Raw genomic sequence first — 22372 nt, 5'->3', positions numbered from 1 at the left:
AAATATAGAAGATTGAAATTTAGCTTTTCCAATTATTGTTAAATGCGTAATTTTAAGGAAATTTTTTAGAAATGATATACGGAGTAGATGTTTTTACTTTCCATGATGTTCTGGAAATATGTAAAAAACCTAATAAAGCCAAGCTAAACAAAGCGGCAAAAGAACAAATTTTAAAATCTCAGAAAAACGTACAGAAAATAGTAGAGTCAGACAGATGCGTATATGGAATCAATACAGGATTCGGACCATTGTGTGATACTAAAATTTCAGCGGATGAAACCGCTCAGTTACAATATAATCTTATCATTTCTCATGCGGTGGGCGTAGGGAAGCCAATTGATAAAGAGCTTTCCAAGATTATGATGATTACCAAAGTACATGCTCTTTCGAAAGGATTTTCAGGAGTTTCCCTGGAAGTTATTGAAAGAATGATTCTGATGCTTGGGAAAGATATCATTCCGGTAGTTCCTGAACAAGGATCTGTAGGAGCTTCAGGAGACCTTGCTCCATTAGCACATCTTGTACTGCCTTTACTTGGTTTAGGACAGGTTTGGGAAGGGAATCAGGTTTCTGATACCATTGAGGTTTTAAAAAAACATGACCTTGAACCATTAGCTTTAGGTCCAAAAGAAGGATTAGGATTAATCAATGGTACGCAGTTTATCCTTGCTCATGCGATCAAAGGACTTGAAAAATTTGAATACTTATTAGATCTTGCTGATATGACAGCTGCAATGAGTCTTGAAGCGTACAGAGGTTCAGCAAGCCCATTTAAAAAAGAACTTCACGAGATCAGACCTTTTGAAGGCAGTAAAAAAGTTGCGGCAAGAATGCTTAAGTTCTTAAAGGGATCAGAAAATATGAAAGCTCATGAAGATTGTGAGAGAGTTCAGGATCCTTATTCCATGAGATGTGTACCGCAGGTTCATGGAGCCAGCAGGAATGCTTTTGAGCACCTTAAAGGAATGGCTGAAACAGAATTGAACTCTGTAACAGATAACCCGATTGTCCTAAGCGCTGAAGAATCTATTTCAGGTGGAAACTTCCACGGACAGCTAATGGCATTGCCTTTAGATTATGCTACATTAGCAGCTGCAGAACTAGGGAATATTTCAGACAGAAGAAGCTACTTATTATTAGAAGGAAAATATGGACTTCCAAGATTATTAACGGAAAGCTCAGGATTGAATTCCGGATTTATGATCCCTCAGTACACTTCAGCTGCCTTGGTTACAGAAAATAAAACATTATGTTTCCCGGCGTCGGCAGACTCTATTCCTACAAGTTTAGGACAGGAAGATCATGTTTCTATGGGAAGTATTTCAGGAAGAAAATTCAATCAGGTTCTGGGAAATCTTGTTAATATTCTGTCTGTTGAGCTAATGTTTGCCGCTCAGGGACTTGAATTTAGAAGACCTGCGAAATGCTCTAAAGTAATTGAAGAAAACTTTGCGATTCTTCGTTCTAAAGTTGCCAAGCTGGAAGATGACAGACTTATCGGTAAAGATATGCTGGCCATTGCAGAATTGATTAACGAACGAAAATTTGTTGTCAACTAATACAAAATACTTGAAAGCTTCCGGAAGGGAGCTTTTTGTTTTCACAAATCTTTTAATCCTTCAATTTTTAAATCTTTAAATCAATTAGATGAATATACTCAGAACAGATTCCAGCCATAAAGATTTTCAAACACTGGTAAAATCCCTTGATGCCGCTTTAGCCGAACATAATGGAGAAAATGATGACTTCTTTGCTCAGTTCAATACAATAGATACTATCAAAAACTGTATCGTAGCCTATATAGATGATATTCCAGCAGCCTGCGGAGCATTCAAACCATTTTCAGAAGATACCATAGAAATAAAAAGAATGTTTACCCATCCTGATTTCAGAAAAAAAGGATTAGGTTCCGCTATTGTGAAAGAACTTCAAAGCTGGGCAACAGAATTGAACTTTACAAAAGCTGTATTGGAAACTTCAAGGGATCTTAAGAGTGCCATCTCGGTGTATGAAAAAAGTGGTTTTTACAAAATACCTAATTATGGTCAATACGTTGGAATAGAGCAAAGTGTGTGCTACGAGAAAGTATTGTAATTTAATATTCATGTAATGCTAAATTCATTTTTTTTTCAATTTTTAATTCCCGTTAAAGTGTTATATTGTGGTCTCAACCAAAATTATAACATATGAAAAAAACTGTATTCCTACTGGCAATATTTTTTGCCTTAAACTCGTGCACCAGAGAAGATCTTCAGAACGAAAATGTAAAAACCGAAATGTCCCAGAAAGATCCGTTGACTGCAAAACAAATCAACGAAAGGATCAATCAGGCGATTAAAACGGACGGTACTTTCAATTGGAAGAATGAATCCGATCATTTCGTATGGAGTGCTATTTTCCGCGGAAATAAAATGGTTTCTATCGGTTTTGGAACTTCTAAAGATGATTTCGACAGAAGTAAATCTCCAAACAGCAATGATATCGAAAAAGAAGTTCTTTCTGTGATCAAAAAATATGAAGGAAAAGACGAAAGAAATTTCCTTCTTCTTTCAGATCAGTATCTTAATCAGATGGACGTTGTGATTGAAAATGAGGAAACTGTTTCCGCACTTCGCCAAATGAAAAATATCCGATATGTAGAACCTGCAGATTATCATTATTTTGAATTTGAAGCTCAATATAATGCAGCTGCAAAATCTTCAGGAAGTGGTTCATCAGGATGCGGATTTTCATCATCTACACTAAGTACAGCAGACTATACTTCAACGACACCAAGTGCAAAAATACCGTGGGCTTTCACTAAACACAGCATTCCTGAAGCCTGGGGCTATAGTACTGGAGCTGGCGTAACCATTGGACTTATTGATACAGGTGTTTCACCTGAACAGACTCTGTTGGGAGGAAGTTTTAATAATGGTGCTTCTTCAGGCAGAACAATCAGTAAATATGGAGTATATAATTCTGACGGATCAGGAGATCAATGTGGGCACGGAACGAAAATGGCTTCCGTAATGGCCGCTCCGAGAAATAATGCAGGATTACCTGTAGGAGTAGCTTATAATGCCAATCTGATCTCTTACAGAGCTGCAGAAAATGTTGTTCTTGAAACTTCCAGTGAACAGACTGCTGTAAAGACCGCTTTCACAGAATTGGGTAACAATACGAATGTGAAGATCATTTCTATGTCAATGGGACATGTTTTCTCTGTCGGGAAAATTGAAGACGGTGTGAAATATGCTTATTCTAAAGGAAAACTGATCTTCTGTGCTGGAGGTACTTCTACCAGTTTCACTAGTTTTGTCGGAGTAATTTTCCCTGCATCCATGCCGGAAACTCAGGCTATAACGGGAGTGAAAGAAAATACTTCCAATCAGAAATGTGATGTGTGCCACTCGGGAAGTCAGATTGATTTTACTTTCCAGATGGAGAGACCTTCAGGAAATACTGTTCCTGTATTGAGCTATTACAATGGTCAGGCAGATTATGTGGGTGGTTCTTCAGTGGCTACAGCAGCTACAGCGGGAATTGCAGCGTTGGTTTGGGCTAAAAATCCATCATGGACGAGAGATCAGGTACTCAATAAAATGAGACAGGCAGCTACCTATTATCCTAATGTAAATTCAAGCTATGGCTATGGAAACATTAATGTTCTGAAGGCTGTACAGTAAATAATATCCTTATCAAAAGAAAAGGAAATATCTCACCTGAGGTATTTCCTTCATATTTTTAATATAATAATCGGTTCCTGATGCTAATCTCCTAATTGATAATCAAGAGGAAGCATATTTTCAATTTTATTTTTTGAGAAATCACCTTCATTAATAAGTTGATCAGGCATTGTAATATTACCTTCCTTTGAAACTTCGAATGATTCTCCATCAGAATGCAGAAATGATGATAATATACTTTTGTCTGTTCTTTTAACAAATTCTTTTCCTTTAAGTTCATAATAAAACTTAGGATAGTTGACCTGCAGGATATCTTTAAATTCAAGAAAAACATGTCCTTCTTGTCTTTTAACATAATCTGAATCAGGGATTTTAGTTTTTACAATAGCCAGCATGTACGGGCTCTGAGTATTTTTTCTACGGGCAATTTCTCTGATATTTTCAGGAATCGTATGTAAATCAGGTTTGGTTACGAGGTCCAGATAATTTTTTAAAATATTTAATTCTTCTTCTGAGGGATACTTTGGATTAGGAACTCTTACCACCTGATTCACTGTAAAACCTGCCTCAGTAATTTTATTCTCATAGATACTTCTGAAAAAATGAAGCTGACTGCCTTCGTAAGCATTCATACGGTTTAATTTCACCTTATCCGTATTTTTTGTCTCTTTAAAAAAACTGGTCCCGGAATAATTAATCATTTTAGTATTGAAATCCGAAGAAAAGGCGATCAGATTATAATTAATTTCATAGCCAAGATTTTTATTTTCAATAATGAGTGTATTGGGGGCTTTTACTTTCAGAATCTTATTCTTTTTGTCGTAGGAGAACTTTAAAGATCTTTGATTTTTGATTTTCACATCATCACGATTATTACCTATAAAAGTGTCCAGAAAATAATTGATATAGTTCTGATAAGCTTCGGAAGTGTAGGGAACCAGTCTTATTTCTTCAATTGCATTGGTTTTGGTCAATACCACTTTTAAAGTCTTGTTGATGATATCCGGTAATCCGATGGTAAAGGTTTCATAATCTTCTTTTTGAAAAACAAGATTTCCATATTTCTGAGCAGAAACATGTAATGTGAAACTTCCGTCTTCTTCTGAAACGACTCCTGTTTTCGTCCCGTCAAGATAAATGTTAACCCCAGAGATCCTGTGGCCGGTATCATCCACCACAGTTCCTTTTACCATTTGTGCGGAAAAAAGGGAAGTGGTGAGTAAAAAAAATAGTAATACTGTTTTCATGGTAAACAATATTACTAAACTTTTAGTGATAAACAAAAGAAGAATTTACCCGATTCTTACACTTGTCATACTCAATGACCCACCAATAAGTTCATCATTGAATAAATTAAGCTCTTCAGACTGATCTTTCAGACCCAAAGTATATAATAAAGGGAGATAATGATCAGGCGTAGGAACGGCGTATTGTAAGAAAGTCCCTTGTTTCTGATAATCAATAATATTCTGAAAGTTACCGTCAAGTAGCCAGTTGTTGGTTTTTTCACGGGCTTCTATTGCCCAGTCCCAGCCGGCTCCCACTGTATTTATATTTTTCCAGTCGATGAGGCGGAGGTTATGAACAATATTTCCACTTCCGATAATAAGAATACCTTTTTCACGAAGTTTGTTCAGCCTTTTGGCAAGATCGTAATGATACTGCGGAGGTTTTGTATGATCAATACTCAGCTGTATCACCGGAATATCAGCATCGGGATACATATGTTTGATAACTGACCATGCTCCATGATCTAGTCCCCAGCTATGATCTTCTTCCACATCTACAGGTAGAAGAAGTTCTGCTGTTTCTCTTGCCAGTTCGGGATTTCCCGGAGCAGGATACTGCACATCAAAAAGGGCTTTGGGAAAACCGTAAAAATCATGAATGGTTTTCGGCATATCCATTGCGGTTACAAAAGTTCCGTCTGTATACCAGTGGGCAGAAATACAAAGAATTGCATTAGGTTTTGGAATTTCTGAGGCTGCTTTCCGGAAACCCTGTACAAATTGATTCTCTTCAATGGCATTCATTGGTGAACCATGTCCGAGAAATAAAACAGGCATTCTTTGTGTACTTTTAAAACCGTCGCTTATGTTTTGGAGATCGTTGAGGTTCATAAATATTGAAGATTATAAAAAAATAAAAGGCTCAAGGCTTTTAGAAAAATCCCCGAACCTTTTATGCTATATATTAATTTACTATGCCTGTTTTACAAACTGTAATTCACCAGCTACTTTTACATCATCACTTACCATTACACCTCCTGCTTCAAGAGCGGCGTTCCAGTTTAAACCGAAGTCTTTTCTACTGATTTTTCCTTCAAAAGAGAAACCTGCCTTTGTATTTCCCCATGGGTCTACATTGATTCCTCCAAAATCTACATCAAGATTTACAGGTTTTGTAATTCCATTGATGGTAAGATTTCCAACGATAGAGTTATTTAACGCCTGAGATTCAAAAGTGATGGTAGGGTGTACTTCAGCATTGAAGAACTCTGCAGACTTTAAGTGGTTATCTCTGTCTGTATTGTTAGTGAATACAGAATCTGTCTGGATAGTAGCAGTAGTTTTTGCATTTGCAAAGAATTCGTCTTCAGATTCAATTTCAGCAGTGAAAGTTCTGAAGCTTCCTTTTACGTTAGAGATCATCATGTGTTTTACTTTGAAAGTAATTTCACTATGCGTAGGGTCTAAAATCCATTTTGTTGCCATTGTATTTTGTATTTTTTGTTTGTTATTAATGATGCAAATTTAGGACAGCGTACCTATACAAGTCATTGATATAGGATAAGAAATGAGATTTTTTTGTCAATCGTCAATTTTTGCTCCGCAAGTGAATGGTGAATGTATTCCAACATCCAATTGACAAGCATAGCGGATTGACAGTTCACAATTCATTATCCAAGTTCCTTTTAAAAATTCTACTATTAAGTTAAGAAATAATTCCTTTGAATGCATGAGTTCCATTTTATGAATGTTTTAATTTAACATTTCTTAACGAATGGTTTTTATTTCTTATTTTTGGAGGATTCAATTTTATACAATGAAATTACATAAATTTTCTTTATTGATGCTGGTTTTAGGCAGTTCAGCATTTGCCCAGACCCAGAAGTTTACCATGGCGGAGGCTGTAAATGGAATGAGAACCAACCTTGCTGTGAAAAATATCTCCCAGTTTTCATGGGCTGCAGATGGAAAATCTTATATTCAGGCCGTAAAAGGCGGCTATCTGATTACAGATTTGAAGACTAACAAACAGGACACTCTGATCTCATTGAGCCAATTGAACAGAAATCTTTCCAATGATAGGTTTAAAACTGTTCCCCCTATCAAATTTACAGGGAATTCCAATGGATATTTTACGACAGAGGGCAAAATGTCTTGGATTGAAAAATCCGGAAACGATTGGAAAATAAAAAGCACAGCTGCTATTGATCAGGATGCCGCCAACGTAAAAATGTTTGGTGATAACCAGACTTTTGCCTTCACAACAAAGAATAATTTATTTGTCAACAGAAACGGAAAAACCATTGCTGTAACCAATGAAACGAATGAAAATATCATTAGCGGACAGGCGGTTCACAGAAATGAATTTGGAATTGATACAGGAATTTTCCCTGCGCCTAATTCCGAGAGTGTAGCATTCTATAAGATGGATCAGAGCATGGTAGCAGATTATCCGATCATTGACTGGTCTGTAACTCCGGCTGTAAATCATAATATTAAATACCCAATGGCTGGCCAGACTTCTCATCAGGTAACATTAGGTGTTTTCAATATTAAAACACAATCTACTACTTTCTTAAAAGTAGAGGGTGAAAAAGACCAATATCTGACAGCTGTTACCTGGAGTCCTGATTCAAAATACATCTTTGTAGGGGTTCTGAACAGAGGTCAGAATCATATGAAAATGAATCAATATGATGCTGCGACAGGAGAATTGGTGAAAACTTTATTTGAAGAAACAGATAGTAAATACGTTGAGCCACAGCATCCACTTACTTTCTTCCCGAACTCTAATACAGACTTTATCTGGCAGAGCCAGAGAACAGGATATAATCATTTGTTCCATTATAGTCTTGAAAAAGGACTGGTAGCTCAGATTACAAAAGGAGATTGGCTGGTAACTGATATTTTAGGATTCAATGAAAAGAAAAAGGAGATCTACTTTACATCAACAAAAGAGACTTCTTTGGAAAGACATTTATACAGAATCAACTGGACCAACTTCAAAATGCAAAAGCTTGATAATGCAGAAGGAATGCACATCGGAACTTTGAGCGGCGATGGGAATTATCTGTATGATGCTTACAGCAATGCGAATTCACCGAGAGTTGCCAACATTATCAATACAGCTAATTTAAAAACTACGAATATCCTTACTTCTGAAAATCCATTAAAGAATTATCAGAGGCCGGAAATTAAAAACGTAACTTTAAAAGCAGATGACGGAACTCCTTTGTATGGAAAGATTATCCTTCCAACCAACTTTGATCCGAACAAAAAATATCCAACCATTGTTTATCTGTATAACGGACCACACTTACAGCTGATCACCAACAGCTTCCCGGCTTCAGGAAATCTTTGGTATGAATATATGGCTCAGAACGGATACATTATCTTTACAATGGACGGAAGAGGTTCTTCTAACCGTGGAATGAAGTTTGAGCAGGCTGTATTCAGAAACCTGGGAACTACAGAAATGAACGACCAGATGAAAGGTGTAGAGTACTTAAAGTCTCTTTCTTACGTAGACGGAGACAGAATGGGAATTCATGGATGGAGCTTCGGAGGATTTATGACGACAAGTTTCATGCTTCGTAAGCCGGATGTATTCAAAGTGGGTGTAGCAGGAGGACCTGTAATCGACTGGAGTATGTATGAGATCATGTACGGAGAAAGATATATGGATACTCCGCAGGAAAATCCACAAGGTTATGCAACTGCTAATCTTCTTGATAAAGTGCAGAACCTGAAAGGAAAATTACTGATGATCCATGGCGCTCAGGATGATGTAGTCGTATGGCAGCATTCTATTAAATTCATCAAATCTGCTGTTGATAACGGAGTTCAACTGGATTACTTTACCTATCCGGGACATCCGCATAATGTGATCGGGAAAGACAGAGTTCACCTGATGCAGAAAATTACAGATTATTTTGATTTGTATCTGAAGAAATAATAATACAATCCAGTCGGAAAGGCTGGATTTTTTGTTTTTGCTAATCTTTTGGAAAACGCAAAGGCACAAGATTATTAATGGATTATGTCGTAAGGCGCAAAGATTTTATCTGCGATAAAATTTTATAATCCCTAATACTATAAGAACTAATCTTTGTTGAAAATCTTCGATTTTCTTGCGCCTTAAACAGAAAGATAAAGATCTTTTTGCGCCTTTGCGTTTTCCAACAAAAGCACAATTTGCTTTGTTCGCAATTACACTCTCGTGTTATTAGTGATACATTAGTGTTATTTGTGTTTTAAAAAAGTAACTTTTCGATCTTAACAAACATCAATGTTTTTGATTTTCCATAGTGGTAACTTTGTATCACTAAAATCAACAATATGGAATTAGGAATAGGAATGTTCGGTGATCTGGCTTTTGACCAGTCAACCGGGAAATATAGAGATGCAGGAATTAAGATCCGTGAGATACTGGATCAGGTAAAATTGATGGATGAGGTAGGAATTGATGTTTTTGCTATGGGAGAACATCACCGTCCGGATTATGCTGTTTCCTCCCCGGAGATTGTTTTGGCTGCAGCAGCAAGCATTACAAAAAATATAAAACTGGCGAGTGGAGTAACTGTTTTAAGTTCTTCAGAGCCGGTAAAAGTATATGAAGATTTTTCAACACTGGATTTAATTTCAGACGGAAGAGCAGAGATCTTTGTCGGACGTGGAAGTTTCATCGAGTCATTTCCTTTGTATGGCTATTCACTGAATGATTATGAACAGTTATTTGACGAAAAATTAGAATTATTATTAAAAATCAATTCTGAGGAAAACGTTAGCTGGTCAGGAAAACTTCGTGCTCCGATGCAGAATCAGACGGTATATCCAAGAGCAAAAAATGACGGAAAACTTTCCATCTGGAGAGCTGTTGGTGGAACTCCTCAGTCTGTTTTAAGTGCAGCCCAGCTTGGAATGCCTTTAGTGGTAGCCATCATTGGAGGTATGCCTATCCAGTTTAGAAATCTGATCGAATTCTATAAACAGGAGTACCAAAAAGCAGGACATGATGTTTCGAAAATGCAGATCGCAATCCACTCCCATACTTTTGTGAGTGATGACCAAAAAGTGGTGGATGGGTATTTCCATAATTATAAATCTCAGATGGATAGGATTGGAGCTTCCAGAGGATGGGCACCTTACACAAAAGCACAGTATGATGGAGGAAGAAGCAAAGACGGTGCGTTATTCATCGGCAGTCCGGCAGAAGTAGCAGATAAGATTGCTTATATGAAAGAGATTTTCGGAATTACAAGGTTTATCGGGCACATGGATGTGGGAGATCCTGCTCATGATGTGATGATGAAGTCTATAGAATTGTTTGGAAATGAAGTGAAACCTGTTATAAAAGGACTGTAACAGGGAAGTTTTTGAGGTGCAAAAGCCACAAAAGAACAAATCTTTTGTGGCTTTTGTTATTTACAATATATTGAACTAAATAATTTCAATGATACTTCCTCTTTCTTCATCTTTAATGATGTTGAGCGCCGTTGGGATTTTCTCTTTCAGCTCTTCAACGTGCGAAATAATTCCTACAATCCTGTTTTCTTTCATCAGGTTGGTGAGCGTTTCAAAAACGATATTCACAGATTCCGTATCCTGAGTTCCGAAACCTTCATCAATAAAGAAGAAGTTTTTATCGGCCTGCGCATTGGCCTGAACACTTTCTGCCAGTGCAAGAGCCAGACTCAGCGATACCTGAAAGGCCTGTCCTCCGGAAAGTGTTTTTACACTTCTGCTTTTTCCTTCGTTGAGGTAATCAATGATTTCGAAATCATTATTCTCATTCAGCTGAAGACTCAGCTGGTTTCTCGTCATCCGGTGAAAACGTACATTGGCATGATCGCAAAGCTGTCTCAGATAAATAGATGAAACATATTGTACAAAGCCTGCTCCTTTAAACAAATTCATCATGATCTTCAGATTTTCCGAACGTTTCTGAAGCTTTGCCAGTTCTTTCAGAAGTTCCTCTTTTTTTACAAATTCCTTTTCCAGACGGTCTATTTCAGCGGTTTTTGTAACTACAGAATCATTGATCTGTTTTTGTTCGGTTTGCGCTTCATTAAATTGCTTTTCAGTCAGAGAAAACTGTTCATTATCGAATGAAAGTCCCTTCAGCTTTAATTCAAGCTCTCCGATGAATTTCTTCAAAGCTTCAAATTCAACTTTGAAAAGCTGAACTTTAGTCCTCACCAGCTGAACATCAATTTCCTGAAGTAAAATATTCTCAACTTCTTTGAATGCTGTGAAATTCTGCTCTGCCAACGCTTTGATAATTGCTTCCTCATTTCCGGAAATCTCCTTCTCAAGTTCTGTAATTTGTTTTTCGAATTGGCTGACGATTGCTTTTTGTTCTGCAAGTTTTGGAGAAAGAATTTTTTCCTGTTCTAATGCCTTCCGGTAATTTTCTTCAGTTTCCTTGTTGGATTGTACCAGCTTTTGATAAGATTCTTCAATCTCAGATTTTTCCTTTTGGACATACAGATTCCAGTCCAGGATTTTAAGACTGGAACGGCTGATATTGATCTGTTCCTGTTTCGAAACTTCCTCCATACGGAAAGATTCCAGAGCTGTCTTATACTTTTCCAGGGTTTTGATTTCTCTGTCAAGATTTTCTCTCTCCAAAGTAATATTCCGTTCTGTTTCCTCAATCTTTTTTTCTAAAGTGAATGAATCTGAACGTTTTTTCTCAAATTCTTCCTCCTGATCAGGAGAGAATGTTTTCCATATAAAATTCAGAACATGATTTTCAAGATCTTTCTGAATCTGAATCACAATTTTCTGTTCTGAAAAAAGCTGTTCCTCAAAGATTTTTTTACGGGCCAGAATTTTGTCAATTTCTGATTCCTGTTTTTGAAGACCAATAGTTTCCTGTTCTACGGAAGTTATTTTCTCCTGAATTTCCTTCAACTCGGCATTCACATCATGAAATTCAACAATATGCGGATGCTCTTTAGAACCACAGAGCGGGCAGTTTTCTCCGTCATGAAGCTCACTGGCAAAACGGGAAAGCTCTTTTTGTATTTTGAGATGATCCAGTTTCTGGGAAAGTTCCTTTTTTTGAGTCTCTAAAGTTTCTTTTCTGATTGTGAAATCTTCTTTATAATTTTCGGTATAAGCAAAAGGCTTTAATTCTTCTGTAATTTCTCCAATCTGCTTTTGATGTTTCCCGATCTTTTCAGCTTGTTCCTGAAGCGATTTTTTAAAATTCTTTTGCTGAATAAACCAGCTGCCCACTTCAGAAAGCAGGGAAGAATCCAGTTTCTGTTCTTTTAAAGTTTTAATCTGTGCGGAAAGCTCATCAATGGTCTTTTGAATTTTCTCTTTATTAAGATCTACTTCTTTTACTTTTTCAGAGCCTTTTTGAGTTCTTTCATTAAGAACTTTGATTTCCTCAGAAAACGTAAGAATCTGAATGATAAGATTCAAATCATTTTCCTGAATTCTGGATTGCTCCAAAGCTTTAAATTGTGGTTCAAGAGCAGAAAGTTGTTCTTTGATGATAATAAAAGCCTTTTCTGTTTCCTGCTGGCTTTTGATCTGCTGTTCTTTCTCATTTCGCTTGTCCGAAATCTCTTTTGAAAGCTTATTTTTTTCAATAATCAACGGATTGAAAAGCCTGAAAATACGGTCGTATAATTCTGCCTGTGCTTCCAGAGCATCCATCTGGGGTTTTTCTTCTGAGAGTTTATTGAATTTTTCTTTATTCTGTTGTAAACTGTCAAAGTCACTTTTTAAGTTTTTCAGCTGTTGATAAGTCTGGGAAATTTTTTCCAGTTTTTCATTGGATTCAGAAAGCAGTTTCTGTTGTTCTGTCAGCTGCTCCTTCTGAATGTTGATTTTCTCTTCGTTGATTTCTTCAAAACCTTTCAATTGCCCTTCCAGCTGATCCAGTTCAGATCTGTTTTTTACATTAAGTGCTGAAACATTGTTCTGAAGGTCAAATTTTTGAAGATTAAAGATCTCCTTCATCATATTCGTTCTCTCTGCAGCACCTAATTCAAGGAATTCTTTGAACTGTCCCTGCGGAATAATGATGGTCCTTTTGAAGTTGGAATAGCTTAATCCGATAATAGCTTCCGCATTGGAATGATTTAAAGGAATCCATTTTCCATTGATGTTCTCATAAAAAGTAACAGCATTAGGTTTTACTTCTTCAAATTTTTTGGAATTTCGTTTAAAATCACGGGTGGCACGGAACAATTTATTCTCATAATTTACAAAATCAAATTCTATATAAGAACTGTTTGATTTTAAATTCATCATATTATAAGCCCTTTTATCGCGCATATTCAGACGTTCCGTTTCACCGTATAAAGCAAACGAAATAGCCTCAAGAACGGATGATTTTCCTGAACCCACAGCCCCGAAAATCCCAAACAGTCCCGCCTCAGTAAGATTTCTGAAATCAATGGTCTGGCGTTCCTGATACGAGTAAAGTCCTTCGATAGTTAATTGAACAGGGATCATGACTTATGCATTTAAAATTTCGTTAAACAAATTCATCAGTTCTTCATTGGCTTCCTGCCCGCCGTTTTTAGATTTAAAATAATCTTTGAATAAAATATCAATATCCTGACTCAAATTGATTTCATGGGTTTGACTTTCTCCCAATTCCAGATTTCTGACTTTTGGAATAAGGTGAACAATTCCGTTATGGGACTGATAAATTAATCTTCTTTCATCAGCTGTTAAAAAACTTTCGCTTTCCAGCGTAAGCTCAATAAATGTATTGGGATTTTCACTCAGCCATTGAACAGTATCTTCGATGGAACTAAATATTTTTCGGACTAAAGCTCTGCCGCTTTTCAAGATTTTCTTTTCATAGGAAACTATTTTTCCCGGCTCTGCGTCAATGATGGAAACAAACTTCGTCTGTCCGGCTTCACTGAAACTGTAGCACAGAGGAGAGGATGAATAAATTACAGGCTTTTCCTTCGTCCCGATATTCTGAAAACCATGAAGGTGGCCTAATGCCGTATATTGAATCTGCTCGGGAATACTGTCCGAAAAAATCAAATCTGCGTTTCCTATCTTAATCGGCTTTTCTCCTTCCGGTTCTTCCAGAATTTCTGCCCCTCTTTTATTCATGTATAAATGAGCAGTCAGAAGATTCACTCCGGTATCATCGCAGAACTGATCTGCAAGATTTTTCCATTCCTGTGCAAGTACTCTGTTGATTTCTTCTTCTTTATTTTCACCAAAATATTCCTTTAACCGGACCTCATTCGCAAAAGGAGTATGAAGAATTCTTATCGGAAACGGTATGCTATCAATTTTCAGCTCTATAAAACCTTCTTTCGAGTTGGTAATGTTGAAATATTCTGTACCGAAAGGCACAATCTCCGCTTTGGGATGGCCAATGAGAATAATTCCGCACTCTCTTGCCAGAGGATCGGGAGCATTGATTAAGCTGGGAGAATCATGATTACCGGAAATAGCAATCACAGGACGTTTTCCGTTCAGGGATAAACGTTTTAATGTTTTATAAAAAAGTTCAGCAGCCTCTACACCTGGATTGAAATTATCGAAAAGATCACCGGCAATTAAAACCATATCAACGTTTTGTTCATCAGCAATCTGAACAATTTCATTCATAACCAAAACCTGTTCTTCAAGTCTTGAAAAACGGTCGAGGCGCTTACCCAAATGCCAGTCGGCAGTGTGGAGGATTTTCATAATTTAAATTTGAGAATTAAAAAGACTATATGCAGCGTAATTTTCAAGTTGTTTCGCAGAGAATTATTTTGCAGCTATTACAATGTAAAGATAGAGAATACTTCATTTAAAAAATTAAGGTTTCCTTACTTCGGATCAAGATAATTATGGCTTATTGTCAGCTTCTCTTGCTTTGAAATCTTCCCGGATTTGTTTTAACCTTGCTTTTCTTTCAGCTTCTGCATTTTGTATTTTACGTTTTTTCTGATCAATTTTCTTTTTATTTTTCTTCCTGTTCGCTTCGTTGTTTTTGCTCATGTTTTGTAACGGATAATTTTTATTGGTAAGGAATAACTTCTTCAAAAATAAGAAACAAAAAAGGAAGAGTGGTGTGGATTTCCATATAAACTTATAATCAATTAATTTTGTAAAAAAAAGATGGAACAGTCCAAAGATCCTCTACACGGAAAAAGACTTGATGCTATCCTGGAAGAACTGGTAGAATACTATCAAGGTTTCGAAAGGCTGGGCGAGCAGATCAATATTAAATGTTTTACAGATAACCCAAGCATCAACTCTTCCCTGAAGTTCCTGCGAAAAACACCTTGGGCCAGAACAAAAGTAGAGAGCCTGTATCTTTTTGTCCTGAGACAGAAAAAGAGGGAGGAGGACAGAAAAAAGTAAAGCCGGGGAGTTATTATGTAAGTAATGTAAAGTAAAAAGGAAAATTATATTTCCTTATGCATTTCATAGCTTCATCATCCGTCTCCTATCTTTTAAGCTCATTGAATCATTTCAAAAAGAGTATATTTGTATGATTAATCGTGAGGCAAAATCACGAAAAAAAGAAAAAATATGACAATCGAAAACAATCACGTTGTAGCTGTAAAGTATATACTTCACACGATCGAACCAGATGGAAGTAAGATTCTTGTAGAAGAAACAACAACAGAAAATCCACTTACATTTTTGTATGGTGTGGGAATGATGATTCCAAAATTTGAACAGAATATCTTAGGTTTAAAAGCTGGCGACAAAGCGGCTTTTGTGATTCAGCCTGAAGAAGCTTACGGTGAAAGACAGCCGGATGCTATTGCACAGTTACCAGTGGAAATGTTTAAAGAATCAGGACTTCCGCCTGTAGGAGCTATTCTTCCTTTATCAGACAATCAGGGGAATAACTTCCAGGCTTTTGTAGTAGAAATTACTCCGGAAGTTGTGGTAGCAGACCTTAACCACCCGATGGCTGGAAAAGTATTAGATTTCGACGTGGAAGTTTTAAGCACTCGTCCGGCAACTGAAGAAGAGCTGGCGCATGGTCATGCTCACGGAATTGACGGAAACGAAGCTCACTAAAAATATAAATGCCCGATTTTCTGACATGTTTAGATAAGAAAATGAGCCACAGATAATCCTGTGGCTCATTTTTATTGATAAGATTATAATAGTTATTGGTTGCTTAGCATTACACTCCACCGGAGGGGCGGCGAAAATTCAAAGAATTTTTAACGGGATGGTTCTATACTCAAAGCATCACTACATTATATTTTCTCAATCCGTTCTCTAATCCAAAAATTCCCCGGAAACATAATACCAACGTTCATGCATCTTCTGAAAAACAGAAAACTCATGATGAACTTGCGGATGGCCGTCCTGATCGGTATAATAAGCCTTAAATTCTACATGATTTAAAGCGGGAGTTCTGATGATTTCCAATTTCGTCCATTGGTTGATCTCTCCCCATTCCTGCAGATCTTTTTTATTGTGGTATTTTCTTTTTCCCGGAAGAGTAGTTTCCATCAGGTATTCACCATTCGGAATGGCAAAAGCAGAAAATCTTGAGCGCATCAGAGCTTCAGCGGTAGGAGCATGTTTTTCTCCGGTATGATAAGGCTTGCAGCATTCTTCGTATGATTTTCCTGAACAGCATGGACAGTCCATATATTGTATTTTAAATTTTGAACTGTAAAAATAATGAAATTCAATAGGAATGGGCTTTAGCTCTCTCAAAATAAACAAAAAAATCCACCGGTTTCAGCCGAAACATAGAAAATTCTATTGGTCACAAATAGGTATAAAAAAGAAGCACTCTGATTAAAGAATGCTTCCATTGATTTATTTAATAAACCCTCTGTTTCTCAATAAAGGTTTGATATCCGGATCGTGTCCTGTGAAGTCTCTGAATGCCTGGTTAAGATCTACAGAATTTCCTACAGAAAGAATATATTTTCTGAAACGGTCACCATTTTCTCTGGTTAAACCACCATTCTTACTGATCCACTCCCATGCATCATTGTCCAATGTTTCAGACCATAAATAAGCATAGTATCCTGCAGAATATCCGCCTCCCCAGATGTGGGCAAAATAAGGAGTGTGATATCTCGGCGGAACGGTTGCCAAATTGAATCCATGGCTGGCTAAAGACTGCTTTTCAAAGTCTAAAACAGGAATAAACTGATTTTCATTGCTTACCGTATGCCAATCCATATCGAGTTCAGCAGCAGAAACCAACTCAGTAGTCATATACCCCTGGTTGAAAGTAGATGCCTTTTTGATCTTATCTACCAAAGCCTGTGGAATAGGTTGTTTTGTTTCATAATGTACTGCATAATTCTTCAGAACAACAGGATCTAAAGCCCAGTGCTCATTGATCTGAGATGGGAATTCTACGAAGTCTCTCGGTACATTCGTTCCTGAAAGTGAAGGATATTTCTGGCTGGCAAACATTCCGTGAATAGAGTGACCAAATTCATGGAAGATAGTAGAAACATCATCATAACTGATTAATGAAGGTTTTCCCGGAGCTGGTTTCTGATAATTATAGCAATTAACAATGACAGGTTTTGTTCCTAATAAATAAGACTGCTCCACAAAATTACTCATCCAAGCTCCACCGTTTTTAGAATCTCTTGTATAAAAATCCAGATAGTAAATGGCGATAGATTTTCCATCATGATCGAAGACTTCATACGTTACTACATCCGGGTGATAAACCGGAAGATCTGTTCTCTTTTTGAAAGTCAGTCCGTAGAATTTCTCAGCAGCAAAGAAAACCCCTTTTTCAAGAACAGTTGTGATTTCAAAATACGGTTTTATTTCACTTTCATCAAGATCAAACTTAGCTTTTCTTACCTGTTCAGCATAGAAATTCCAGTCCCAAGGTTCTACTTTAAAGCCTCCTTTTTGCTGATCAATAAGATCCTGGATATCTTTTGCTTCACGTCTTGCTGTTTCCACTGCCGGAGTAGCAATCTGGTTCATCAGCTTAGTAGCTGCTTCAGGGGTTTTTGCCATCTGATCCTGAAGCTTCCATTCAGCAAAGTTTTTCTTACCTAAAATCTGTGCTTTCTTTAATCTTAATTTAGCAAGCTGTTCGATGGTTGATCTCGTATCGTTGGCATCTCCTTTCTCAGCTCTGGTCCATGAAGCTTTAAATAGCTTTTCTCTGGTCGTTCTGTTTTTTAAATTTTGAAGAAGAGGTTGTTGTGTAGTGTTTTGTAACGCCAGAAGATATTTTCCAGGTTGTCCTGCCGTTTTAGCATCAGAGGCTGCAGCTGCAATTTCATCGGCAGAAAGTCCGTCCAGTTCTTTCGCATCGGAGAAAAATACACCTCCTTGTTTTCTAGCTTCCAATAATTTGTTGGCATATTGGGTAGAAAGAGAAGCCAGCTCCTGATTGAGCTGCTTTAGTTTTTCTTTATCAGCAGCAGAAAGGTTAGCACCTGCAATTTCAAAATTCTGCTTATAATATTGTACCAGTCTTTTACTTTCAGAATCCAGACCATCTTCTTTGATGGATTGTATTCTTTTATAAAGATTTTCATTCAGGTACAGTTTGTCAGAATGTGCTGCAAAAATAGGAGCATATTCTTCATCTAAAGCCTGTAATGTAGGATTCGTATTAGCACTGGTAAGATTTGAAAATACAATTTGTGCTCTTCTCAGCACTTCACCACTTTTTTCCAAGGCAACGATGGTATTTTCAAAAGTAGGGGCAGCCGGATTGTTGGCAATTTTTATAATTTCAGCTTCATGTTGCTTTAAACCGTAGTTAAAAGCAGGTTTGAAGTGTTCGTTTTTGATTTTGTCAAACTCCGGTGCTTCGTATTGAAGCTTGCTCTTCTTCATAAAAGGATTTGAAGATAAAGAGGGATCAGGTGCAGGAAGCTCCTGTTGAATATCGGTCTGTTTCATTGTAGTACAAGATTGATTGAACGCCAAGGCAGAAATTAATAATACCGATGAAATATTCTTCATAAATATAGTTGTTATTAAAGCATAAAGATATTAAAAACTTGTATCATAGAACATATTTCGGCGAATGTATTTCTTTAAGCCCTTTGTTGTATTTACAGTATTTTCAAATGTAATGTAATATTTTTTATAAATTAGTTGTTATTTAAATAAAGAAATCAATAAAAAAATTAACAAAAGGAATAAGCATGAAAACAAGTACTTTATTTATTTTTTCAGCCTTTGTGGCTTTAGCCTCATGTAACGATAAACATGAGAACCGAAATAGAGACAGAGACGGAGACCGAAGTAATTGGGTAGAGAAGGTAGTGAGCAAAGAAAGCGGTCCGATACAGCATAAGGAATTTAATGGAGATTTTGACGAAATTCAGGTTTCACAAGCCATTGAAGCAGAAGTTATAAAATCTGAAACTGAGAAAGTTGAAATCTCAGCGCCACAAAGTATCATTGATGAAATTCTGGTGGAAAATGATGGCGGAAAACTGCATATTCATTATAAGCCGGGGATCAGAGTGATGAACATCAGCAAAGTGACAGCTAAAATTTATACAAAAGATTTTAGTAAGCTTATTGCGGATTCGGCTGCGAGAATTATTGTAAAAGATAAATTTACTCAGGAAAAAACAGACATCGAAGCATCAAGCGCAGGAAGTATTTCCGGAGATCTTGAAGCGAATGACATGGATATCAATATAAGCAGCAGCAGTAGTTTCGATGGTAAAATATGGGCAGTAAACCTTGATATTGAATCTTCATCAGGATCAACTCTGGACCTCTCCGGTAAAGCAAAAAAGGTAGACGTGAGTGCTTCTTCAGGGAGCAGCGTTTCTGCAAAAGGAGTTATTGCTGATGATGTAGAAGCAGATGCTTCCAGTGGGGCAAGTGTACACATAAGTGCTGTTTCCAGTGTGAAAGCAGGTGCTTCATCCGGTGGAAGTGTGGATATCTCGAAAAAAGGAGAGCTTAAGAGTGTGATAAAAGACGAAAGCAGCGGTGGAAGCGTAAACATCCAGTAAATTAATCCTGAGACTCTTCCTCATCTTCTTCATCAGCTGATGAGGATCCTTCCCAGTTTTTATTATCGAAATTAAGATTATCATAAGCCAATAAATCCTCCTCACGCTGGAGGATTTCTTTTGTGGTAAACAGAGTAATATCTTCATCATTTTCCTTCATTTTTGCCAGCTTTCTGACTGATGCTTTGTCAATGGCCATAAACCTTTGGCCAAGACGTCTTGCAGCATATTTTCTCATTCCCGTTTCATGAAGTACATCTACAGCCATATCCACGGCTGTTCCCAGTGTTTCACGGTAAATATGATTGACGCCATTGTTCAGATAATCATAAGCATCAATCCTGTTTTTGGCTCTTACAAAAATTTTGACGTTAGGATAATGTTCACGGACAAGTTCTGCAATGAACTTGTTATCGTCAGGATCATCCAGACATAAAACGAGAATTTCAGCATCTTCAATTCCTGCCGCTCTTAAAATAGGAATCCTCGTTGCGTCACCATAATACACTTTAAAACCATAGCTTCTAAGCAGTTTCACACGGTCAGAATCACGATCCAGAACGGTAGCTGGTATTTTATTGGCTTTTAAAAGACGTCCCACCGTACTTCCAAAATGCCCGAAACCTACAATGATGATTTTCTTTTGAGTAACATTGCTGTCAAGAATATTATAGTCATGTTCCTCTTCAGGAATTTCTTTGATAAATTTCGGAGTAATAAATTTGTCATTGATGATGAGAAGAATAGGAGTGATACACATGGTAATTGCCGTAACAGCCATCATCTGTGCATTCATTTCGGGACCTAAAAGATAAAGATCTGATGCGTAATTCAGCAGTACAAAAGCAAACTCTCCTACCTGAGAAAGGGCAAAGGCATAAAAAAGACTTTGGGGAGTATCTATCCTGAAAAATTTTCCAATAGTATATAAAACCACAAACTTTACACCCAGTACCGCAAAAACAGTACTGAAGATAAATAAGGGATCTTTCTGAATGATATTAAAATTAATGGTTGATCCTACACTCACGAAGAAAACAGCTAAAAGCAGCCCTTTGAAAGGATCGATCTGTGCTTCCAGCTCATGACGGAATTCACTGTTGGCAAGCATTACTCCTGCAAGGAAGGCTCCTAATGCAGGAGAAAGACCAATCACAACCATCAGCTCCGAGACTCCAATAACCAGAAATAACGAAGACGCGGTCAATAGTTCTGACATTCCTGATTTTGAAACATAGCGCAGAAAGGGAACAAATACATATCTGCCGAGTAAAATCAATAATGCTACCCCAAAAATTACGGTTCCGGCCTGAAGCCATTCGGGTAGTTTTTGAATCAGAATCTGAATTTCATTGTCATGATGCTTGGCTTTATAATTGGCCAGAATAGGCAATATGGCCAGAATAGGAATTACCGAAATATCCTGAAACAGCAGGGTAGAAAATGAAGCTTCTCCGGCGGTAGTCTTGAGGTTGTTTTTTTCCTGTAAAGTCTGCAGAACAATAGCTGTAGAAGATAGGGCAAAGCACATGGCAATAGCAATCGCTTTGTCTACTCTCCAGCCTACGCTTGTGAATACAAGAAAAAGCAGAAGAATGGTAAGAGCCATCTGAGATAGTCCAAGACCCATTATTTTCTTTCGCATTTCCCAGAACTTCCGGGGCTCCAGTTCCAGACCTACCAAAAACAAAAGCATGATCACTCCAAACTCGCTGGCATGCATAATGTCATTGACATTGTTTCCTGTAAGTTTAAGGACATAAGGGCCTATGATAATTCCTCCTAAAATATAACCGATGACAGAACTCAGCCCTAATTTCCTTGCCAATGGAACCATAATAATGGCTACACCGAGGAAAATTAATGTGTTCATCGCTAAGCTGGATTCCATATGCTATTGATTGAGTAGTTCTGTGAATTCTTTTTTATGTAAAATAATTTCTTTTTTAGAGAGCTTGTTGGCTTCGTATACGATTTTGATATGTTTGATATCTGCTTTAAAAACTTTTAATGAAACAATAAGCCCGCTGATGAGTTCATCTATGGTATATTGATAAGTTCCGGTTTTGGTGAAAGACCTTTCTTTTCCGCCTGTGGTTACCAGAATATAGACTTCTTTTCCTTCCAGGGGATTATGTTCACCTTCTTTCAGCCAGTCTCTGTCGAAAACTTCATCAATCCATAATCTGAGGAGTGGCGGCATGCCGAACCATATCAGGGGAAACTGGAAGATAAAACGCTCATAGTTTTTAAGACGTTTTCTTTCCCGGAAAGCTGCAATATGAAAGTCAGGATATTCTTCGTAAAGATCTCTCAGGGTATAATGCTGGTGGCGAACGTAGAAATTGATGAGCTCTACATTCGAATTGGAGTGCTCCAGATAAGGGTGTGCAAATACTACCAGCGTCTTCTTCATAATCCTGTTTTCAGTAAATATAGTGAAAAAATATTGAATAAAAGGTGGTTTTTATGATGTTTTATTAACTTTTTAATAGCTAAATATCAATTTAACATTAATAAAAGTTAATAAATCAGTATTATT

Annotated in this window: 18 protein-coding genes; 8 read left to right on the top strand and 10 right to left on the bottom strand. The window is 37.2% G+C overall.

All coding sequences use genetic code 11. The features are described from left to right. Positions 1 to 71: 71 nt before the first annotated feature. The 3 genes from hutH (at position 72) to A1704_RS19220 (ending at position 3668) form a co-directional block, all read left to right on the top strand. Positions 72 to 1559, top strand: a complete 1488-nt coding sequence (gene hutH, locus A1704_RS19230; protein ID WP_062675636.1) for a histidine ammonia-lyase — start codon at positions 72 to 74, stop codon at positions 1557 to 1559. An 88-nt stretch (positions 1560 to 1647) separates the two neighbouring features. Next, positions 1648 to 2094, top strand: coding sequence for a GNAT family N-acetyltransferase (locus A1704_RS19225; RefSeq protein WP_062675635.1), 447 nt, complete (start codon positions 1648 to 1650; stop codon positions 2092 to 2094). A 92-nt stretch (positions 2095 to 2186) separates the two neighbouring features. Further along, positions 2187 to 3668: a S8 family peptidase gene (locus A1704_RS19220; protein WP_062675634.1), complete on the top strand. Its 1482-nt coding sequence runs from the start codon at positions 2187 to 2189 to the stop codon at positions 3666 to 3668. Positions 3669 to 3751: 83 nt separating this feature from the next. On the opposite strand, the gene A1704_RS19215 is transcribed toward A1704_RS19220, so the two are convergent. The 3 genes from A1704_RS19215 to A1704_RS19205 all read right to left on the bottom strand — a co-directional run bounded on the left by A1704_RS19215 (position 3752) and on the right by A1704_RS19205 (position 6382). After that, complete coding sequence (locus tag A1704_RS19215) at positions 3752 to 4915, bottom strand: carboxypeptidase-like regulatory domain-containing protein (protein WP_062675633.1); 1164 nt, start codon at positions 4913 to 4915, stop codon at positions 3752 to 3754. A gap of 45 nt (positions 4916 to 4960) precedes the next feature. Next, positions 4961 to 5788: a 4,5-DOPA-extradiol-dioxygenase gene (gene ygiD / locus A1704_RS19210; RefSeq protein WP_062675632.1), complete on the bottom strand. Its 828-nt coding sequence runs from the start codon at positions 5786 to 5788 to the stop codon at positions 4961 to 4963. Between the two features lie 81 nt (positions 5789 to 5869). Continuing rightward, a complete protein-coding gene (locus A1704_RS19205) occupies positions 5870 to 6382 on the bottom strand; it encodes a YceI family protein (RefSeq protein ID WP_062675631.1) in 513 nt (170 codons plus the stop codon). Between the two features lie 331 nt (positions 6383 to 6713). Between A1704_RS19205 and A1704_RS19200 the strand changes: the two genes are divergently transcribed. Then, a complete protein-coding gene (locus tag A1704_RS19200) occupies positions 6714 to 8852 on the top strand; it encodes a S9 family peptidase (protein ID WP_062675630.1) in 2139 nt (712 codons plus the stop codon). Between the two features lie 383 nt (positions 8853 to 9235). After that, entirely contained in the window at positions 9236 to 10261 is a 1026-nt protein-coding gene (locus A1704_RS19195) for an LLM class flavin-dependent oxidoreductase (RefSeq protein ID WP_062675629.1), read from the top strand. Between the two features lie 75 nt (positions 10262 to 10336). On the opposite strand, the gene A1704_RS19190 is transcribed toward A1704_RS19195, so the two are convergent. From A1704_RS19190 to A1704_RS24760, 3 genes are all read right to left on the bottom strand, one after another. Continuing rightward, positions 10337 to 13372 carry an SbcC/MukB-like Walker B domain-containing protein gene (locus A1704_RS19190; RefSeq protein WP_062675628.1) on the bottom strand — a complete coding sequence of 1012 codons (3036 nt, stop codon included), beginning with the start codon at positions 13370 to 13372 and terminating at the stop codon, positions 10337 to 10339. 3 nt (positions 13373 to 13375) lie between these two features. Beyond that, complete coding sequence (locus A1704_RS19185; protein ID WP_062675627.1) at positions 13376 to 14581, bottom strand: metallophosphoesterase family protein; 1206 nt, start codon at positions 14579 to 14581, stop codon at positions 13376 to 13378. 144 nt (positions 14582 to 14725) lie between these two features. Then, positions 14726 to 14878 (bottom strand): hypothetical protein, encoded by a 153-nt coding sequence (locus A1704_RS24760; RefSeq protein ID WP_002983641.1) that lies wholly within the window; start codon positions 14876 to 14878, stop codon positions 14726 to 14728. Positions 14879 to 14998: 120 nt separating this feature from the next. Here A1704_RS24760 and A1704_RS19175 point away from each other — a divergent pair, with 120 nt between their 5' ends. Together A1704_RS19175 and A1704_RS19170 are read left to right on the top strand one after the other, a co-directional pair. Beyond that, positions 14999 to 15244 (top strand): VF530 family protein, encoded by a 246-nt coding sequence (locus A1704_RS19175; protein ID WP_062675625.1) that lies wholly within the window; start codon positions 14999 to 15001, stop codon positions 15242 to 15244. Between the two features lie 171 nt (positions 15245 to 15415). After that, positions 15416 to 15916, top strand: coding sequence for an FKBP-type peptidyl-prolyl cis-trans isomerase (locus A1704_RS19170; protein WP_062675624.1), 501 nt, complete (start codon positions 15416 to 15418; stop codon positions 15914 to 15916). 207 nt (positions 15917 to 16123) lie between these two features. Here the strand turns inward: A1704_RS19170 and A1704_RS19165 are convergent, their stop codons facing one another. Together A1704_RS19165 and A1704_RS19160 are read right to left on the bottom strand one after the other, a co-directional pair. Continuing rightward, positions 16124 to 16501 (bottom strand): YchJ family protein, encoded by a 378-nt coding sequence (locus A1704_RS19165; RefSeq protein WP_062675623.1) that lies wholly within the window; start codon positions 16499 to 16501, stop codon positions 16124 to 16126. Between the two features lie 174 nt (positions 16502 to 16675). Beyond that, positions 16676 to 18817: a M3 family metallopeptidase gene (locus tag A1704_RS19160; protein ID WP_062675622.1), complete on the bottom strand. Its 2142-nt coding sequence runs from the start codon at positions 18815 to 18817 to the stop codon at positions 16676 to 16678. A 185-nt stretch (positions 18818 to 19002) separates the two neighbouring features. Between A1704_RS19160 and A1704_RS19155 the strand changes: the two genes are divergently transcribed. After that, complete coding sequence (locus tag A1704_RS19155) at positions 19003 to 19830, top strand: GIN domain-containing protein (protein ID WP_062675621.1); 828 nt, start codon at positions 19003 to 19005, stop codon at positions 19828 to 19830. A 1-nt stretch (position 19831) separates the two neighbouring features. Here A1704_RS19155 and A1704_RS19150 read toward each other — a convergent pair whose 3' ends face one another. Next, positions 19832 to 21721 carry a monovalent cation:proton antiporter-2 (CPA2) family protein gene (locus A1704_RS19150; RefSeq protein ID WP_062675620.1) on the bottom strand — a complete coding sequence of 630 codons (1890 nt, stop codon included), beginning with the start codon at positions 21719 to 21721 and terminating at the stop codon, positions 19832 to 19834. A 3-nt stretch (positions 21722 to 21724) separates the two neighbouring features. After that, on the bottom strand, positions 21725 to 22246 hold the full coding sequence (locus tag A1704_RS19145; RefSeq protein WP_062675619.1) for an NAD(P)H-dependent oxidoreductase: 522 nt from the start codon (positions 22244 to 22246) through the stop codon (positions 21725 to 21727). Positions 22247 to 22372: the final 126 nt, after the last annotated feature.

Origin of the sequence: Chryseobacterium cucumeris, assembly GCF_001593385.1 — a bacterium.
GTDB classification, from domain to species: Bacteria; Bacteroidota; Bacteroidia; order Flavobacteriales; family Weeksellaceae; genus Chryseobacterium; species Chryseobacterium cucumeris.
The sequence above is the reverse complement of the archived record's forward strand: the minus strand, read 5'-3'. Positions and strand labels throughout refer to the sequence as shown.

What these genes read in the sequence shown, in the direction of transcription:
- hutH (WP_062675636.1), top strand. Translation starts at nt 72, where the DNA reads ATGATATACGGAGTAGATGTTTTTACTTTCCATGATGTTCTGGAAATA.
- A1704_RS19225 (WP_062675635.1), top strand. Translation starts at nt 1,648, where the DNA reads ATGAATATACTCAGAACAGATTCCAGCCATAAAGATTTTCAAACACTG.
- A1704_RS19220 (WP_062675634.1), top strand. Translation starts at nt 2,187, where the DNA reads ATGAAAAAAACTGTATTCCTACTGGCAATATTTTTTGCCTTAAACTCG.
- A1704_RS19215 (WP_062675633.1), bottom strand. Translation starts at nt 4,915, where the DNA reads ATGAAAACAGTATTACTATTTTTTTTACTCACCACTTCCCTTTTTTCC.
- ygiD (WP_062675632.1), bottom strand. Translation starts at nt 5,788, where the DNA reads ATGAACCTCAACGATCTCCAAAACATAAGCGACGGTTTTAAAAGTACA.
- A1704_RS19205 (WP_062675631.1), bottom strand. Translation starts at nt 6,382, where the DNA reads ATGGCAACAAAATGGATTTTAGACCCTACGCATAGTGAAATTACTTTC.
- A1704_RS19200 (WP_062675630.1), top strand. Translation starts at nt 6,714, where the DNA reads ATGAAATTACATAAATTTTCTTTATTGATGCTGGTTTTAGGCAGTTCA.
- A1704_RS19195 (WP_062675629.1), top strand. Translation starts at nt 9,236, where the DNA reads ATGGAATTAGGAATAGGAATGTTCGGTGATCTGGCTTTTGACCAGTCA.
- A1704_RS19190 (WP_062675628.1), bottom strand. Translation starts at nt 13,372, where the DNA reads ATGATCCCTGTTCAATTAACTATCGAAGGACTTTACTCGTATCAGGAA.
- A1704_RS19185 (WP_062675627.1), bottom strand. Translation starts at nt 14,581, where the DNA reads ATGAAAATCCTCCACACTGCCGACTGGCATTTGGGTAAGCGCCTCGAC.
- A1704_RS24760 (WP_002983641.1), bottom strand. Translation starts at nt 14,878, where the DNA reads ATGAGCAAAAACAACGAAGCGAACAGGAAGAAAAATAAAAAGAAAATT.
- A1704_RS19175 (WP_062675625.1), top strand. Translation starts at nt 14,999, where the DNA reads ATGGAACAGTCCAAAGATCCTCTACACGGAAAAAGACTTGATGCTATC.
- A1704_RS19170 (WP_062675624.1), top strand. Translation starts at nt 15,416, where the DNA reads ATGACAATCGAAAACAATCACGTTGTAGCTGTAAAGTATATACTTCAC.
- A1704_RS19165 (WP_062675623.1), bottom strand. Translation starts at nt 16,501, where the DNA reads ATGGACTGTCCATGCTGTTCAGGAAAATCATACGAAGAATGCTGCAAG.
- A1704_RS19160 (WP_062675622.1), bottom strand. Translation starts at nt 18,817, where the DNA reads ATGAAGAATATTTCATCGGTATTATTAATTTCTGCCTTGGCGTTCAAT.
- A1704_RS19155 (WP_062675621.1), top strand. Translation starts at nt 19,003, where the DNA reads ATGAAAACAAGTACTTTATTTATTTTTTCAGCCTTTGTGGCTTTAGCC.
- A1704_RS19150 (WP_062675620.1), bottom strand. Translation starts at nt 21,721, where the DNA reads ATGGAATCCAGCTTAGCGATGAACACATTAATTTTCCTCGGTGTAGCC.
- A1704_RS19145 (WP_062675619.1), bottom strand. Translation starts at nt 22,246, where the DNA reads ATGAAGAAGACGCTGGTAGTATTTGCACACCCTTATCTGGAGCACTCC.